This is a genomic window from Serratia sp. 506_PEND, from assembly GCF_001076875.1.
Taxonomy (GTDB): domain Bacteria; phylum Pseudomonadota; class Gammaproteobacteria; order Enterobacterales; family Enterobacteriaceae; genus Serratia; species Serratia marcescens.
Genome location: NZ_JVEL01000590.1, coordinates 3496 through 19382, shown reverse-complemented (window position 1 = coordinate 19382; position 15887 = coordinate 3496). Strand labels below are relative to the sequence as shown.

The 15887-nt window shown below is 61.6% G+C and carries 14 protein-coding genes and 1 pseudogene; 7 read left to right on the top strand and 8 right to left on the bottom strand.

Features of this window, described 5'->3' with window-relative positions:
* From ADK28_RS33195 to ADK28_RS26700, 3 genes and pseudogenes are all read right to left on the bottom strand, one after another.
* Positions 1–162, bottom strand: a pseudogene (locus ADK28_RS33195) (cytochrome b); the annotation flags it as partial.
* A 111-nt stretch (positions 163–273) separates the two neighbouring features.
* On the bottom strand, positions 274–1503 hold the full coding sequence (alaC, locus tag ADK28_RS26705) for an alanine transaminase (RefSeq protein ID WP_033639724.1): 1230 nt from the start codon (positions 1501–1503) through the stop codon (positions 274–276).
* A 119-nt stretch (positions 1504–1622) separates the two neighbouring features.
* Entirely contained in the window at positions 1623–2162 is a 540-nt protein-coding gene (locus tag ADK28_RS26700) for a GNAT family N-acetyltransferase (protein ID WP_033639723.1), read from the bottom strand.
* A gap of 168 nt (positions 2163–2330) precedes the next feature.
* Between ADK28_RS26700 and ADK28_RS26695 the strand changes: the two genes are divergently transcribed.
* The 3 genes from ADK28_RS26695 to ADK28_RS26685 all read left to right on the top strand — a co-directional run bounded on the left by ADK28_RS26695 (position 2331) and on the right by ADK28_RS26685 (position 6089).
* Entirely contained in the window at positions 2331–3575 is a 1245-nt protein-coding gene (locus tag ADK28_RS26695) for a DUF1479 domain-containing protein (RefSeq protein ID WP_048797140.1), read from the top strand.
* Between the two features lie 91 nt (positions 3576–3666).
* Complete coding sequence (locus tag ADK28_RS26690) at positions 3667–5358, top strand: sensor histidine kinase (RefSeq protein WP_033632451.1); 1692 nt, start codon at positions 3667–3669, stop codon at positions 5356–5358.
* A complete protein-coding gene (locus tag ADK28_RS26685; RefSeq protein ID WP_004936341.1) occupies positions 5355–6089 on the top strand; it encodes a LytR/AlgR family response regulator transcription factor in 735 nt (244 codons plus the stop codon). Before ADK28_RS26690 ends, ADK28_RS26685 begins: the two co-directional genes overlap by 4 nt.
* A gap of 4 nt (positions 6090–6093) precedes the next feature.
* Here ADK28_RS26685 and ADK28_RS26680 read toward each other — a convergent pair whose 3' ends face one another.
* Positions 6094–6426 carry a DUF2502 domain-containing protein gene (locus ADK28_RS26680; RefSeq protein ID WP_016926814.1) on the bottom strand — a complete coding sequence of 111 codons (333 nt, stop codon included), beginning with the start codon at positions 6424–6426 and terminating at the stop codon, positions 6094–6096.
* A 397-nt stretch (positions 6427–6823) separates the two neighbouring features.
* Here ADK28_RS26680 and ADK28_RS26675 point away from each other — a divergent pair, with 397 nt between their 5' ends.
* The gene (locus tag ADK28_RS26675; protein ID WP_016926813.1) at positions 6824–8053 is read left to right on the top strand and encodes an L-lactate MFS transporter; all 1230 of its coding nucleotides are present in this window, start codon (positions 6824–6826) and stop codon (positions 8051–8053) included.
* Between the two features lie 69 nt (positions 8054–8122).
* Here ADK28_RS26675 and glk read toward each other — a convergent pair whose 3' ends face one another.
* Positions 8123–9085, bottom strand: a complete 963-nt coding sequence (gene glk, locus ADK28_RS26670; protein WP_033639721.1) for a glucokinase — start codon at positions 9083–9085, stop codon at positions 8123–8125.
* A 310-nt stretch (positions 9086–9395) separates the two neighbouring features.
* On the opposite strand from glk, the gene ADK28_RS26665 reads away from it, so the two are divergent.
* Positions 9396–10646 (top strand): ion channel protein, encoded by a 1251-nt coding sequence (locus ADK28_RS26665; protein ID WP_048797139.1) that lies wholly within the window; start codon positions 9396–9398, stop codon positions 10644–10646.
* On the opposite strand, the gene ADK28_RS26660 is transcribed toward ADK28_RS26665, so the two are convergent.
* Positions 10643–11335, bottom strand: coding sequence for an aspartate/glutamate racemase family protein (locus tag ADK28_RS26660; RefSeq protein WP_048797138.1), 693 nt, complete (start codon positions 11333–11335; stop codon positions 10643–10645). The genes ADK28_RS26665 and ADK28_RS26660 overlap by 4 nt on opposite strands.
* A gap of 66 nt (positions 11336–11401) precedes the next feature.
* On the bottom strand, positions 11402–11854 hold the full coding sequence (locus tag ADK28_RS26655) for a multidrug/biocide efflux PACE transporter (protein WP_016926809.1): 453 nt from the start codon (positions 11852–11854) through the stop codon (positions 11402–11404).
* A gap of 99 nt (positions 11855–11953) precedes the next feature.
* Between ADK28_RS26655 and ADK28_RS26650 the strand changes: the two genes are divergently transcribed.
* Positions 11954–12823: a LysR family transcriptional regulator gene (locus tag ADK28_RS26650; protein ID WP_016926808.1), complete on the top strand. Its 870-nt coding sequence runs from the start codon at positions 11954–11956 to the stop codon at positions 12821–12823.
* Here the strand turns inward: ADK28_RS26650 and ADK28_RS26645 are convergent.
* On the bottom strand, positions 12820–14481 hold the full coding sequence (locus ADK28_RS26645) for an alpha-keto acid decarboxylase family protein (RefSeq protein ID WP_048797142.1): 1662 nt from the start codon (positions 14479–14481) through the stop codon (positions 12820–12822). The genes ADK28_RS26650 and ADK28_RS26645 overlap by 4 nt on opposite strands.
* A 188-nt stretch (positions 14482–14669) precedes the next feature.
* Between ADK28_RS26645 and mgrA the strand changes: the two genes are divergently transcribed.
* Positions 14670–15659, top strand: a complete 990-nt coding sequence (gene mgrA / locus ADK28_RS26640) for an L-glyceraldehyde 3-phosphate reductase (RefSeq protein WP_016926806.1) — start codon at positions 14670–14672, stop codon at positions 15657–15659.
* Positions 15660–15887: the final 228 nt, after the last annotated feature.

Genomic DNA, 15887 nt, shown 5'->3' with positions numbered 1-15887 from the left:
GGCAAAAACCGATACCCCAAAGTTAAAGTGCAGATTTTTGACCAGCGGCGCCCACGCCTCCGGCACCGAATCCTTCAGCAACATCGCCGAATAGGTGAGGATCACCATCAGCAACGTCAGCCAATGTAAAACGATTTGCGATCGCGCGTAGCGGTTGCTCATACACTCTATCCAAAAAATAAAATTCAGCGTAGTCGAGCATAATGGGGAAATAATGAAGAAAACCTTGGGACGGTAAAAAATAAGGCCGGGCGAACGCCCGGCCTGACAGGATTATTTGGCGCCGCCGGCTTTGCCCGGCTTCAGCAGCCCGTCCGCGCGGAACATCGCCTTGATGCCGCGCACCGCCTGGCGGATACGGTCCTGATTCTCGATCAGCGCGAAACGCACGTGGGTATCGCCGTAGTCGCCGAAGCCGATGCCCGGCGAGACGCAGACCTTGGCTTCCGCCAGCAAGCGTTTGGCAAACTCCAGCGAGCCGAGGTGGGCATAAGGCTCGGGAATTTTCGCCCACACGTACATCGACGCCTTCGGGTTTTCCACCATCCAGCCCGCCTCGTGCAGCCCCTTCACCAACACGTTGCGGCGCTGCCGATACTGCTCGGCGATATCGCGCACGCACTGCTGATCGCCCTCCAGCGCGGCGATGGCCGCCACCTGCAGCGGCGTAAAGGTGCCGTAGTCGTGATAGCTCTTGATGCGCGCCAGCGCGCTGACCAATTCGGGATTGCCGACCATGAACCCGATGCGCCAGCCGGCCATGTTGTAGCTTTTCGACAGGGTGAAGAACTCCACCGCAATGTCTTTTGCCCCCGGCACCTGCATGATCGACGGCGCTTTCCAGCCGTCATAGACGATATCGGCATAGGCCAGATCGTGGATCACCAGCACGTTGTACTGTTTGGCCAGCGCCACCACCCGCTCGAAGAAATCCAGCTCCACGCACTGCGCGGTCGGGTTGGACGGGAAGCCGAGGATCATCATTTTCGGGCGCGGAATGGTTTCCCGAATGGCGCGCTCCAGCTCACCGAAGAAATCCACGCCGTCCACCAGCGGCACCGAACGCACCTGGGCGCCGGCGATCACCGCGCCGTAAATGTGGATCGGGTAGCTGGGATTCGGCACCAGCACGGTATCGCCGTGATCGAGGGTCGCCAGCATCAGGTGCGCCAGCCCCTCTTTCGAACCGATGGTGACGATGGCTTCGCTTTCCGGATCGATATCCACCTGATAACGATCGGCATACCAGCGCGAAATGGCGCGGCGCAGGCGCGGAATGCCGCGCGAGGTGGAATAACCGTGGGTGTCGTCGCGCTGGGCGACGGCGCACAGTTTTTCCACGATGTGCGGCGGCGTCGGGCCGTCGGGGTTCCCCATGCTGAAATCGATAATATCCTCGCCGCGACGGCGTGCGGCCATCTTCAGTTCGGCGGTGATGTTGAATACGTAAGGGGGAAGACGTTCAATGCGCGTAAAACGGCGCTGTGGACTGTTATCAGCCATAGGGGATTCCTCGATAGACGTTAGCGCCCGGACCGTCCGAGCGACGCTGGCCAGCGAACTGACCGAATATCGAACATAGCGCAGCGCCGACGAGCTTGTCGATACCCGGCGCGATATTTTTATTTGCCGCCCTGAAACTCCGCCGCCAGCAGCCCGAACAGCCAGTCGTCGCACCACTGCTCCGCCAGACGGTAGTTGTCGCGCAACGTGCCCTCCAGCTGAAAACCGCACGACTCCAGCAGGCCGCGCGAGGCAAGGTTGCCGGCGGTCACGGTGGCGGTCAGCTTGTGAAAACCGCAGGCGTTCACCGCAAAATCCAGCACTGCCCGCAGCGACTCCTTGCCATAGCCCTTGCCCTGGCCGGCAGGCAAACTCCCGTATCCCACCTCCGCCTGCCGATACGGCGCCCAGTGCGGGCGAAAGCCGGTAATGCCCACCGCCTCTCCGCTGCGCTTCTCACGCATCACCAGGCACAACCACTGCTCGCCGTGTTTGTCCCAGGCCGGCAGGCGCTCTTCGAACCGTGCGCGGATCTCCGCTTCGCTGCGCGGATCGGAGATGTAACGGATCACCTCAGGATCTTGGTACAGGCGCAGAAACAGCGGCCAATCCTCGGCGGTTATCGACTGTAAGTACAAGCGTTCAGTGACCAGCTTCATGAAATCTCCGAAAAACGAAAAAGAGGAACTTACGAATGAAAGATATCTCTTTATTTTCCCCGATTGGTTGCCGATAATCATTTACGTTAAAACCACAAAACCATAACGTCTTGCCCGTTTCCCTACAACCGTCCGCCGCCGTGACTCACGCGGCATCAGGAGAACACCATGGCCTCTTTAGTCATCGACGATATTCCGCAGACGATCGTTAACGTCAAGCGCCAGCTGCGCCAGGCATTGCCGAACTACCGCGACGTTTTTCTGGCGCTGGAGGAGAACATCCGCGGCCAGGTCGACCAGATCCGCCGCGAACTGGCCGCCGGCCATAATCCGGTGCCGCAGATCGACGCGGAAGATATCCTGCAGCAACGCGTCAGCGATCAACAGATAGCGCTGATCAAACAGCGCGGCGCCTGCGCCATTCGCGGTGTGTTTCCCCGCGCCAAGGCCGAAGGCTGGAACCGGGAAATCGGCGACTATCTCGAGCGCAACAACTTCGTCGAGCGGTTGAAAAACGCCGCCGAAGACAACTATTTCGGCAAGCTGGCCGCCAGCAAGCCGCAGATTTACGGCATCTATTGGTCAAAACCACAGGTCGAAGCGCGGCAGGATGCGCGCATGCATGCGGTGCAGGTGTTCCTCAACAGCCTGTGGGCCACCGAAAGCAACGGCAAGCAGCATTTCGATCCGACCCGCGTCGCCACCTACGCCGATCGCACCCGCCGACGCCCGCCGAACTCCTCATCGCTGGGCCTGTCACCGCACGTCGACAGCGGCACCATCGAGCGCTGGCTGGACGAGAATTTCCGCTATGTGTATCGCCACGTCTTCTCCGGCGACTGGCGGCAGTACGATCCCTTTGCCGCCGACGGCCGCACCGAGGTGCGTGAAATAGCCTCCCCGGCGGTCTGCTCGATGTTCCGCACCTTCCAGGGCTGGACGGCGCTGACGCCGCAGCGCACCAACGCCGGCACGCTGAACCTGGTGCCGATCGCCAACGCCATGGCCTATGTGTTGCTGCGCGCGCTGCAGGACGACGTCGCCGACGACGATCTGTGCGATGCGGCGCCGGGCCGCGCGCTGTCGATCTCGGAAAAATGGCATCCCCTTTTATTAAGCGGGATTTCCCCTATTCCCGATCTGGAGCCGGGCGACACGGTATTTTGGCATTGCGACGTGATCCACGCGGTGGAGAACGAACATAACGGCGAGTTCGACAGCAACGTGATGTACATCGCCGCCGCGCCGGGCTGCGAGAAAAACGACGCCTATCTGCAGCGCCAACTGCCGAGCTTTATCGACGGCAGAACGCCGCCGGACTTCGCCCCCGACGATTTCGAAGTGGATTTCGAGGGCCGCGCCACCGTCGAGGTGCTGACGCCGCTGGGCAAAGCGCAGCTCGGCATGCGCTGACCGCCGCCCCAGCCACGGGCCTCTCTCGCTGTGGTATACTGCCGGCATCCGTAGGCCGCAGCGAGAACCCGTCGTGCACCCTTTTTTTGAAATGCTGTTGGCGGTGTTTGATCGCGCCGCGCTGATGTTGATCTGTCTGTTTTTCCTGACCCGCACCCGGCTGTTCCGCCAACTGCTGCAAAAAGAAGACCATACGCCGCTTGAGCTCGGCATCGTCACGGCAATCTTCTCGCTGTTCGCGCTGTTCAGCACCTACTCCGGCATCAACGTTGAGGGATCGCTGGTCAACGTGCGCGTCATCGCCATCATGGCCGGCGGCATCCTGTTCGGCCCCTGGGTGGGGATCGTCACCGGCATCATCGCCGGGGTGCACCGCTATCTGATCGACATCGGCGGCATCACCTCGGTGCCCTGCCTCATCACCAGCATCATCGCCGGCATCAGCGCCGGCTACATCAACCTCAAGGTGAGAAAAGAGCAGCGCTGGCGCGCCGGCATCGTCGGCGGCATGCTGTGCGAATCCCTCACCATGCTGCTGATCGTGCTGTGGGCCAAGCCGACCGAGCTTGGGCTCGACATCGTGTCGCAGATCGCGCTGCCGATGATCCTCGGCACGGTGTGCATCGGCCTGATCGTGCTGCTGGTGCAGAGCGTCGAAGATGAAAAAGAGGTGATCGCCGCGCGCCAGGCCAAGCTGGCGCTGGATATCGCCCACAAGACGCTGCCCTATTTTCGCAACATCAACAGCGAATCGCTGGCCACCATTTGCGATATCATCCGCCAGGATATCCGCGCCGACGCGGTGGCGATCACCGATACCCATCAGGTGCTGGCTTACGTCGGCGTGGGGCGCGAAGCCTACCCGATCGGCCGCGAAGGGCTGAGCCGCGTTACCCGCGAAAGCATTCGCCACGGCAAAATCATCATCAAAAACAACCTGGAAAACCCGGCTGCGCCGCAGATCCATTCGCAGCTGGTGGTGCCGTTGTGGGAAAAGGGCGAAGTGACCGGCGCGCTGAAAATTTACTACTGCCACGCTCACCAGATCACCAACACGCTGAAGGTGATGGCGGTCGGGCTGTCGCAGATCATCTCCACGCAGATGGAGGTTTCGCGCATCGAGCATCTGCGCCAGATGGCGGATAAAGCCGAAATGCGCGCGCTGCAGAGCAAGATTAACCCGCACTTCCTGTTCAACGCGCTGAACGCCATCTCTTCCTCCATCCGCCTGAATCCGGACACCGCGCGCCAGCTGATCATCAATCTGTCGCGCTACCTGCGCTACAACCTGGAGCTGAACGACGAACTGATCGATATCCGTAAGGAACTGCATCAGATCCAGGATTACATCGCCATCGAACAGGCGCGCTTCGGCGCCAAGCTGACGGTGATTTACGACATCGACGACGACGTCTCGGTGCGCATTCCGAGCCTGCTGATCCAGCCGCTGGTGGAGAACGCCATCGTGCACGGCATCCAGCCCTGCAAGGGCAAAGGGGTGGTGGTGATCGCGGTGAAAGATCAGGGCGACCGGGTGAAAATATCGGTGAAGGATACCGGCCACGGCATCAATCAGGAAACCATCGATCGGGTGGCGCGCAACGAGATGCCGGGCCACAATATCGGCCTGCTCAACGTACACCACCGCGTGTCGCTGCTGTACGGTGAAGGGCTGCATATCCGCCGCCTGGAGCCGGGCACCGAAATCGCGTTCTACATCAGCAAAAACGGCGGCAAGCTGCATCAGGAACCGAGCGCGCCGCCGGTCGGGGAGGCCTCATGAAAGCCATCATCGTGGAAGACGAATTCCTCGCGCAGGAAGAACTCAGTTACCTGATAAAGAAACACAGCAATATCGATATCGTCGCCACCTTCGAGGATGGCCTCGACGTCCTCAAATACCTGCAGACCCACCAGGTCGACGCCATTTTCCTCGACATCAACATCCCGTCGCTGGACGGCGTGTTACTGGCGCAAAACATCAGCAAATTCGCGCATCGCCCGTCTATCGTGTTTATCACCGCCTATAAAGAGCACGCGGTGGAAGCGTTCGAGATCGAAGCGTTCGACTATATCCTCAAGCCCTATCACGAGGCGCGCATCGTCACCATGCTGCAAAAGCTGGAGGCGCTGCATCATCGCCCCGCCGGCGCGGCGGAACCGACCAGCGCGCCGAGCCGCGGCAGCCACAGCATCAACCTGATCAAAGACGAGCGGATCATCGTTACCGACATCAACGACATCTATTACGCCGCCGCCGATGAAAAGGTGACGCGGGTCTACACTCGCCGGGAAGAGTTCGTGATGCCGATGAACCTCACCGAGTTTTACGGCCGGCTGCCGGAAGAACATTTCTTCCGCTGCCACCGCTCTTACTGCGTTAACCTGGCCAAGATCCGCGAGATCGTGCCCTGGTTCAACAATACCTACATTCTGCGGCTGAGCGATCTTGAGTTTGAAGTGCCGGTCAGCCGCAGCAAGGTGAAAGAGTTTCGCAAGCTGATGCGCCTGTAAGCGCTTACCAGCGCGGGCCCGGACGGTAGTAATAGCCGGGCGGCGGCGGTGGCGGCATGCGGTAATGCGGCCGATCTCGCCAGTCGCGCCGCGGCGGCCCGTAGTAAATCACCCGTGGCGGCGGGCCGTAATAGTACCCGCGCGGGCGTTCATACCGGTGATGATCGGCCCACCAACGCGGATCGCGCCAGCGATAGCCGTCCCAGTAGTGGCCGCGATGATCGCGATCGCCGATATGCAACGACAGGCCCGGCACGTTCACGCCGATGGACACGTCGGCCTGGCTCGCCAGCGGCAGCGCCAGCAGCGCGGCCAGTAACAACAGCGTTTTTTTCATTTCATGGACTCCTGCAGAGCGGACCTCGTCCGATCGCAGATAACATAGTCCCGCGCTCGCCGCCGCTCTATAGGCGCAATGCCGATTTACGCCTTGCAGACGCATCCTTCACAATTTCACCACAATCATTCACCGGCGATTAACAATAAATCGTTGATATCTTTGATGTAGATCACGTGTCACCCCCGGCATTTCACGCGCTTTTCGGCGCAAAAACGGCAACTCACGCCGTATAAAATGCATTTCATTCCTTCCATCGTGCAACTCATTCCCGATCCGCCGCCCGCCGGGGGCGCCGGCCATATAATAAGCCCATACCGCGGGAACACAGATTCACCCCGCAAATTTCAGCCAACGGCTCACGCCCGGCAACGCACACACAGGAAGGAGACCGGCCATGAACACCAAACCGGCAAATCGCAGCTTAATCGTTCTCGGCACCATCATCTGTCAGATGGGTCTGGGCACCATCTACACCTGGAGCCTGTTCAACCAGCCGCTGGTCGACAAGTTCCACTGGGGGCTGGCGGACGTCGCCACCACCTTCTCCATCACCAGCTTCTTCCTGGCCTTCGCCACGCTGTTCGCCGGCAAGCTGCAAGAACGCTTCGGCATCCGCAATCTGACGCTGTGTTCCGGCATCCTGGTCGGCCTGGGTCTCATCGCCAGCGCCCACGTCAGCTCGCTTGACATGATTTACCTGCTGGCCGGCGTGGTGGTGGGCTTTGCGGTCGGTATCGCCTACATCTCCACCCTGTCCAACCTGATTAAGTGGTTCCCCGCCAACAAAGGCCTGATTTCCGGCATCTCGGTCGGCGCCTTCGGCAGCGGCAGCCTGCTGTTCAAATACGTCAACGCCGCCCTGATCGCTGACGTCGGCGTTTCCGGCGCCTTCTTCTACTGGGGTGCCATCGTGATGGGCCTGATCGTCGTCGGTTCCCTGTTGCTGAAAGAGCCGGTGCTGGCGGCCAACGCCGCACAGCAAGGTGCCAATGGTCTGGGCAACGACTTCAGCGTGCGCCAGATGCTGGCCACCAAAGAAGCCTACCTGCTGTTCACCATCTTCTTCGCTGCCTGCATGAGCGGTCTGTACCTGATTGGCATCGTGAAAGACATGGGCGTTCAGCTGGCCGGGATGGACTTGGCTACCGCCGCCAACACCGTGTCCGCCGTCGCCATCTTCAACACCGCCGGCCGCATCATCCTGGGTACGCTGTCCGATAAAGTGGGCCGCATGCGCGTCATCAGCTTCACCATGCTGGTTACCGTGCTGGCGATTGTCGCCCTGAGCTTCATGACCCTGAACCACACGCTGTTCTTCATCTGCGTCGGCGCGGTGGCCTTCTGCTTCGGCGGCAACATCACCGTGTTCCCGGCGATTGTCGGCGACTTCTTCGGCCTGAAAAACCACAGCAAAAACTACGGCATCATCTACCAGGGCTTCGGCCTGGGCGCGCTGGCCGGTTCGTTCGTCGCCAAATACTTCGGCGGCTTCCACGCCACCTTCATGGTGATTGGCGTCCTGTCCGCCGCTTCTTTGCTGATTACGCTGTTCATCAAAGCGCCGAAGGCGGTGGAAATGGAAAGCGAAGAAACCGCACAGGCGGCGGAGCTGGCCAAAGCCTGATACCCCGCGAAAACGACAAGGGGCGCAACCTGCGGGTTGCGCCCCTTTTTTATTGCCCTGCCGCGCGGCTTACAGCCGCATGCCCAGCGTCTGGCGCAGATGCGCGCCGGCCCCCAACAGGCCCGGTTGACCATGGGTTATCATGAACACCGGAATGTCGCGCACATAGTCGCGGAAGCGCCCCTTGTCTTCGAAGGCGGCGCGGAAGCCCGAGGCCTTGAAGAATTCCATAAAGCGCGGCACGATGCCGCCGGCGATGTACACGCCGCCAAAGGTGCCCAGATTCAGCGCCAGGTTGCCGCCGAAGCGCCCCATGATCACGCAAAACAGCGACAGCGCACGGCGGCAGTCGATGCAGCTGTCGGCCAGCGCCCGCTCGGTAATGTCCTTCGGCGCCAGTTTCTCCGGCAGGCGGTTGTCCGCCTTGACGATGGCGCGATACAGGTTGACCAGGCCCGGCCCGGACAGCACGCGCTCGGCGGAAACGTGCCCCACTTCACCGCGTAGCACCTCCAGAATAATGTCTTCTTCTTCGCTGTTCGGTGCGAAATCGACATGGCCGCCCTCGCCCGGCAGGCTGACCCAGCGGCGATCGACCTGCACCAGGTGGGCAACACCCAGCCCGGTGCCGGCGCCGTACACCGCGATCGGTTTGCCCGGCTGCGCATCGCCGCCGCCAAACTGCAGCACGTCGTCCGGCGAGAGCATCGGGATCGCCATCGAGACGGCGGTGAAATCGTTGATCACTTCCAGGTGACTCAGCCCCAGGCTGGCCTTCATTTCTTTGATCGAGAACGCCCAGCTGTGGTTGGTCATCGCGACCCAGTCTTCCGTCACCGGGCAGGCGATCGCGATGCAGGCGTCCTGCACCTCGATATCGCACGCTTTCAGATAGTGGCGGATCACCGCCTCCAGGCTGTCGAACTCCAGGCCGGAATAGGTTTTCGCCTGGGTAATCTCACCCGTCGCAACAGTGCACAACGCCAGGCGGGCATTGGTGCCGCCAACATCACCCACGAGGGCATAGGTCATTGATTTCGTCTCCGCAAAATGAAAAATAACACGCTGCCCACACTGTAAAATCCTGCTGCGAAAACAACAATCACCCGCCTCGGATCTGCACCTCAATAGCGATCTGGATCACAGAAAACGTTTCAGCTTGCCCGCTATGCTGCGATTTGAAACAAATTGCGGCAAAAAATGCCCCCCGGCGACTGTTAACCGCCATCGCAGCCGGGCAATATCAATGCGTGCCTGCGCGCCGATAGTCTGGCAAGCTGTGGCCACTGCCCAACCACCCGCTCTCCCTGCCCCGCAGGGAGGCATCGACAAGGGATTATTCATGCTGCATCCGCGCGCCAATGCCATGTTGGCCTTTGCTTTGCCTGCGCTGATTATCGGTTCCGCTTCCAGTCTGGTGCTGCTGTTGGTGATGAAAATTGCCGCCGCATTGCAGCAATTACTGTGGGTGACGCTGCCCGATGCGCTGAGCCTGGACGCCCAGTCGCCCTGGTGGCCGGTTGCGATGCTGACGCTGACCGGCGTGGCGGTCGGCCTGATCGTGCGTTATATGCCGGGTCACGCCGGGCCGGATCCGGCGACGGAATCGCTGATCGGCATGCCGCTGCCGCTCTCCGCCCTGCCGGGGTTGGGGTTGGCGCTGATCGTCGGCCTGGCCGGCGGCGTCAGTCTGGGGCCGGAGAACCCGATCACCGCTATCAACATCGCACTGGCGGCGGCGGCCGGCGCGCGCCTGCTGCCGAAAGTGCCGCGCATGGACTGGATCATCCTGGCCGCGGCAGGCACCATCGGCGCAATGTTCGGCACACCGGTCGCCGCCGCGCTGATCTTTTCGCAAACCCTGGCCGGCAATAACGAAACGCCGCTGTGGGATCGGCTGTTCGCCCCGCTGGTGGCCGCCGCCGCCGGCGCGGTCACCACCCAGATGTTCTTCGTGCCCAATTTCGCCCTGCAGCTCGACGCCTACGACGTGACGCGGCTGCCGGACATCTTCAGCGGCGCCATCGTGGCGCTGATCGCCATCGCGCTCGGCATGGTGGCGCTGTGGTGTTTCCCGCACGTTCACCGCCTGTTCCATTCAATGAAGAATCCGGTGTTGATGTTAGGGCTGGGCGGCTTTGTGCTGGGGCTGCTGGCGCTGTTAGGCGGAGAGATTACCCTGTTCAAGGGGCTGGATGAGATGAAACGCCTGGCGGTGGACGACAGCTATTCGGTGCCGGCGCTGTTGACCATTACCCTGACCAAGCTGGCGGCGCTGGTGATCGCCGCCGCCTGCGGTTTTCGCGGCGGGCGCNGCATCTTCCCGGCGGTGTTCGTCGGCGCGGCGCTGGGCCTGATGCTGCATCAGCATGTTCCGGCGGTGCCGGCGGCGATCACCGTCTCCTGCGCCATCATGGGGCTGGTGCTGGTGGTGACCCGCGACGGCTGGCTGAGCCTGTTTATGGCAGTGGCGGTAGTGCCGGATCTGCACCTGCTGCCGGTCTTGTGCATCGTGATGCTGCCCGCCTGGCTGGCGCTGGCGGGCAAACCGCTGATGCTGGTAAACCGCCGGCAACCGCCGCACGACGATTAGGCCAGCGCGAACGCCGCGGCGGCGCGGGCGTGGATCGCGGTGGTGTCGAACACCGGCACCGACGCATCCCGCTCGCTCACCAGCAAGCCTATTTCGGTGCAGCCGAAAATAATCCCCTGCGCCCCCTGCTGTTCCAGATCGCTGATGATCCGGCGATACTCGTCGCGCGAGGCGTCGCGAATTTTGCCGAGGCACAGCTCGTCATAGATTATGCGGTGCACGATGTCACGATCGGCGCTGACCGGCGTCACCACGTCGATGCCGTGCAATTCATGCAGGCGGCCGCGGTAGAAGGTCTGCTCCATGGTAAAACGCGTGCCCAGCAGCCCGACGCGGCGAATGTTTTTCTCCCGCACCTGCAGCGCCGTGGCATCGGCGATGTGAATCAGCGGCAGGCCGCTGGCCTGCTCGACCGCCTCCGCCACCTTGTGCATGGTGTTGGTGCAGATCACGATGGCTTCGGCGCCGGCGGCGCGCAACGCCACCGCGGCCTCGGCCAACAGCCGGCCGGCGCCGTCCCAATCGCCCTGGTGCTGCAAGCGCTCAATCTCCTGGAAATCGACGCTGTAGAGCACGATTTTGGCCGAATGCAGCCCGCCGAGGCGCGCCTTTACCTGCTCGTTGATGGTGCGGTAATACGGAATGGTGGATTCCCAGCTCATGCCGCCCAGCAGACCCAACACTTTCATCCTTCGTTCCTCAGCATTTCCGACGATCCTCTGACCTTACCTGAGAATCGTCAGTCTGACGACGCCTTATTTGGCGCCGGAATTGATCGGCTGGCGCGCCTCGAACCAGCGCTGGCGCAGCGTGTCGTACAGCCAGTTATAGGCCATGGTGTACGGCAGGAAGAACAGGAAGAAACCGATTTCCAGCATAAACGCCTGCGCCCAGGAGATACTCAGCATCCAGGCGGCGATCGGCACGCCGATCAGGATAAAACCGGCTTCAAAGCCGACGGCGTGCAGCGCGCGCACCTTCAGGTTACGCACCACCCGGCTGACCGGCCACAGGCGGTCGAACACCGTGTTGTAAACCATGTTCCACAGCATCGCGACGGTGGACAGCATCACCGCCAACGCGCCGACCTGCACCATTGAGCGGTTCAGCAGCCACGCGCCCAGCGGGGCGCAAACCATCACGGCGATGGCCTCGAAACCGACGGCGTGGACGATACGTTCAATGAGAGACTTGTTTTGCAGTTGCATACATCACCTTTTTTTCAACAGTTGTTGCGAAAGCCTGGTGATTATCATCGCTTTTTTGGGTAGATTAAAAATAGGTTCCATCGATAAAGTAGATATATCATGCACTATTCCCCGGAAGCGTTGCAGGCGTTCGTGGAAGCCGCCGCCCTCGGCTCATTTTCCGCCGCCGCGCGCAAACTGCGCAAAAGCCAATCCACCGTCAGCACCGCCATCGCCAATCTGGAGGCCGACCTGGCATTGACGCTGTTCGATCGCAGCGCGCGCCAGCCGGTGCTCACCGCCGCCGGCCGCAAAGTGCTGGGGCACGTACAGGCTATCCTCGCGGCCAGCGAACGGCTCGACGCCCTGAGCATTCAGCTGGCGGGCGAGGTTGAACCGCGCCTGAGCATGGTGTTTTCCGATACCTACCAGCCCAAGCATCACGATCGGTTGATGCAGCTGTTCGAACAGCGCTACCCGGAAATTGAGCTGGAATGGATGATCGCCGAGGAAGGCGACGTTATCGATCTGCTGCAAAGCGGCCGCGCGCATTTGGGCATGGTGGAAGTGCAAAAAAGTTATCCGCCGGATATCGCCTTCTCCCGGCTGCCTGAGCAGACCGAAATGGGGCTGTTCGTCGCCCATCAGCATCCGCTGGCCCAGGTCGCCGCGCCGACGCCGGAGCAGTTGTCCAGCACCCGCCAGCTGATCCTGAATACCTACACCGGCGCCGAGGCGGCCAGACAGGGTGGACTGGTTTGGTCGGCGCCCAGCTATCTGCTGTTGCTGGAGATGGCGGAACAAGGATTCGGTTGGGCGGTGTTGCCGCACTGGCTGGTACAGCAATACGGCCACGGCAGACTCACCCAGCTGCGGCCGCGCGGCTGGCCAAAACTGATTTCGGTGGATGCGGTATGGTCCAAACTGACCCCGCCGGGCCCGGCGGGGTTCTGGATGCTGGAGCGCCTGCTGGGCGACACCCTGCCCTAAGCGGCGGCGTTGCGCGCCTGAATAGCGCGAGAGACGGTATCGAGGAGTTCCGGAATGTCCATCTTCGGCAGCATCACTTCGATGAAGGCCAGCCGCTCGTCGTCCGCGACCTCGCGCAGCGCCTGACGCAATCCGTCCGGATCGCTGACCCGCAACGCCTTCACCGGCCGCTCACCGGCCAGCGCCGTCGGCAACTGCGTCCAGTTCCAGCGCGCGATGTCGTTATAACTTTGCTCCGGCCCGTGGATCGCGCGCTCAACGGTATACCCCTGATTGTTCAACACGAAGATCACCGGTTTAAGCCCGTCGCGCAGCATCGATCCCAGTTCCTGCACGGTTAACTGCGCGGCGCCGTCACCGATCAGCAATACTGCCCGGCGCTGCGGTTCGGCGGTCTGCACGCCGAACGTCGCCGGCAGGGTATAGCCGATCGATCCCCAGAGCGACTGCACGATCAGGCGGCAGCCACGCGGCAACGTCAGCGCCGCCGCGCCGAAACAGGCGGTACCCTGATCGGCCAGCACGATATCCCCCGGCCGCAGGAAATCCTGTATCTGCCGCCAGAAGGCGTGCTGATCCAGCCGTTCCCCATCGCCTTCCGGCAGCGCCGGGCGAACGATCGGCGGCAATGGCCAACGCGACGCCAGCGACAGGCTCAGGCGGTGCAATGCCTGCACCGCCTCGCGCATCGGAATGCGGCTAAAGCGCCGCCGCCCGACCCAGGCTTCGAACGGCTGAATATCGATGCATTTTTCCACCGGCAGATGATGCGTGAAACCGGCGGTAATGGTGTCGGTCAAGCGTACGCCGACGTTGATCACCACATCGGCGTTTTCGATCAATTGTTTCACCGCCGGATCGCTGGCGCCGCCGCAGTAGGTACCAACGAAACCGGCGCAGTTCTCGTCCAGCACGCCCTTGCCGAGCAGCAGCGTCGCGTGCGGCATATCGACCTCCTGCAGCCACTCGTCCAGCGCCGCTTCGGCGCCGAAGCGATCGGCGAGGAAGTCCGCCAGCAGCGACACCCGCCGCGCCGACAGCAGCTTTTCGCGCGCTGCGGCGATAAACGCCTGCAATGCGCTCTGCGACAGTTTGGCCTGACGCAACATCAACGGCGCCGGTTTGGCCGATAGCGGCGCTTGTGCGACGTCGCTGGGCAACATCAGGTAAACCGGGCGATGTTCCAGCAAGGCGGCGCCGATCAGGCGGTCTATCTCCACGGCGGCGTTATCGGCGGTCAGGTTAGCCTGTGCGACGGTCACCTCTTTGGCTATCCGGGCGAAGTGGGTGAAGTCGCCATCCCCCAGCGAATGGTGCAGCAAATCACCGGCGCGCTGGGCGCGCTGCGCCGGCGTGCCGACCACGTGGATCACCGGCAGGTATTCGGCGTAGCTGCCGGCCACCCCGTTCAACGCGCTCAGCTCGCCGACGCCAAAGGTGGTGAGCAGCGCGGCCGCCGGTTTGCAGCGCGCATAGCCATCGGCTGCGTAGGCGGCGTTCAACTCGTTGGCGCAGCCTACCCAGGTGATTTGCGGATGCGCGAGGACGTGATCGAGAAATTGCAGGTTGTAATCCCCCGGCACGCCGAAGAAATGACGGATGCCGATTTGGGCCAAACGATCGAGCAGATAATCGGCCACCGTATAGGTCTGAGTCATGATCATCACCTGTCTGCAACTGGAGCGATTATCTTAAGTATCGAAGATGCCGTTCAAATTTCGAACAATCACCCCTGCGTCAAACGGCAACCTGGCGTTACATGCCGGCGCCGTGATCCCTCCCGCGGCAGCGCGAGGTGAAAACGTATACACTCAAAGCACTTCACCTCTCGCCGACAAGGATAACTATGTCTTACCCAGCCTCCCCTTCGCGTTATCAAGATATGGAATACCGGCGCTGCGGCCGCAGCGGGCTGAAGCTGCCCGCCGTCTCACTCGGGCTGTGGCACAACTTCGGCGACGCCACGCTGTACGACAACGCCCGCGGCCTGATCCGCTGCGCCTTCGATCGCGGCATTACCCATTTCGATCTGGCCAATAACTACGGCCCGCCGCCCGGCGCCGCCGAGGAGAACTTTGGCCGCATTCTCAACGCCGATCTGCGGGCCTGGCGCGATGAGCTGATCGTCTCATCCAAAGCCGGTTACACCATGTGGCCCGGCCCCTACGGCGATTGGGGCTCGAAAAAGTACCTGGTCGCCAGCCTCGATCAGAGCCTGAAGCGCATGGGGTTGGAGTATGTGGATATCTTTTATCATCATCGGCCGGATCCGGACACGCCGCTGGAAGAAACCATGGCGGCGCTGGATCTGCTGGTGCGCCAGGGCAAAGCGCTGTATGTCGGCCTGTCCAACTACCCGGCCGAGCGCGCACGACAGGCGTTCGACATTCTGCAGCGGCTCGGCACGCCGTGCGTGATCCACCAGCCGAAGTATTCGATGTTGGAACGCGGGCCGGAGACGGCGTTGCTGGATACGCTGGAGGAACATGGCGTCGGATCTATCGCCTTCTCGCCGCTGGCGGGCGGCCTGCTGACCGATCGCTACCTGCACGGCATACCGCAAGATTCTCGCGCCGCCAGCGGCAGCCGCTTCCTGCAGCCGGAGCAGCTGACCGCCGAGCGACTGGACAAGGTGCGCCGCCTCGATGCGCTGGCGCGGCAACGCGGGCAGAAGCTGTCGCAGATGGCGCTGGCCTGGGTGTTGCGCGGCGATCGCGTTACCTCAGTGCTGATCGGCGCCAGCAAGAATGCGCAGATAGAAGACGCGGTGGGCATGCTGGCCAATCGTCACTTTAGTGAAGAAGAGCTCGCGCAGATCGAGACAATCTTATTGTAATCGTTTACAAATTCCGCCGTTCAATCGAGCGGCGCTACCCCAGAAAAATCTCAAATCTTAACCTCCTGCATCATTTTCAGAGTGGCTCTCAGATTCAACCCTATGCGCCGGCGCTATGATGCCGATATTACAGCAAAAATAACGATAAGGCCGCTTTTAAACTGATGAACGCGCTTCATAAAGTGACAAACGGCCAGGCCGCGCAAGCGGGAAGGAGAAGCCATGTTT

Coding starts and splice junctions, on each gene's coding strand:
- ADK28_RS26690 (WP_033632451.1), top strand. CDS start 3,667: ATGCTGTTGGCGGTGTTTGATCGCGCCGCGCTGATGTTGATCTGTCTG.
- ADK28_RS26655 (WP_016926809.1), bottom strand. CDS start 11,854: ATGCAACTGCAAAACAAGTCTCTCATTGAACGTATCGTCCACGCCGTC.
- ADK28_RS26650 (WP_016926808.1), top strand. CDS start 11,954: ATGCACTATTCCCCGGAAGCGTTGCAGGCGTTCGTGGAAGCCGCCGCC.
- ADK28_RS26695 (WP_048797140.1), top strand. CDS start 2,331: ATGGCCTCTTTAGTCATCGACGATATTCCGCAGACGATCGTTAACGTC.
- alaC (WP_033639724.1), bottom strand. CDS start 1,503: ATGGCTGATAACAGTCCACAGCGCCGTTTTACGCGCATTGAACGTCTT.
- ADK28_RS26675 (WP_016926813.1), top strand. CDS start 6,824: ATGAACACCAAACCGGCAAATCGCAGCTTAATCGTTCTCGGCACCATC.
- ADK28_RS26680 (WP_016926814.1), bottom strand. CDS start 6,426: ATGAAAAAAACGCTGTTGTTACTGGCCGCGCTGCTGGCGCTGCCGCTG.
- glk (WP_033639721.1), bottom strand. CDS start 9,085: ATGACCTATGCCCTCGTGGGTGATGTTGGCGGCACCAATGCCCGCCTG.
- ADK28_RS26700 (WP_033639723.1), bottom strand. CDS start 2,162: ATGAAGCTGGTCACTGAACGCTTGTACTTACAGTCGATAACCGCCGAG.
- mgrA (WP_016926806.1), top strand. CDS start 14,670: ATGTCTTACCCAGCCTCCCCTTCGCGTTATCAAGATATGGAATACCGG.
- ADK28_RS26660 (WP_048797138.1), bottom strand. CDS start 11,335: ATGAAAGTGTTGGGTCTGCTGGGCGGCATGAGCTGGGAATCCACCATT.
- ADK28_RS26645 (WP_048797142.1), bottom strand. CDS start 14,481: ATGACTCAGACCTATACGGTGGCCGATTATCTGCTCGATCGTTTGGCC.
- ADK28_RS26685 (WP_004936341.1), top strand. CDS start 5,355: ATGAAAGCCATCATCGTGGAAGACGAATTCCTCGCGCAGGAAGAACTC.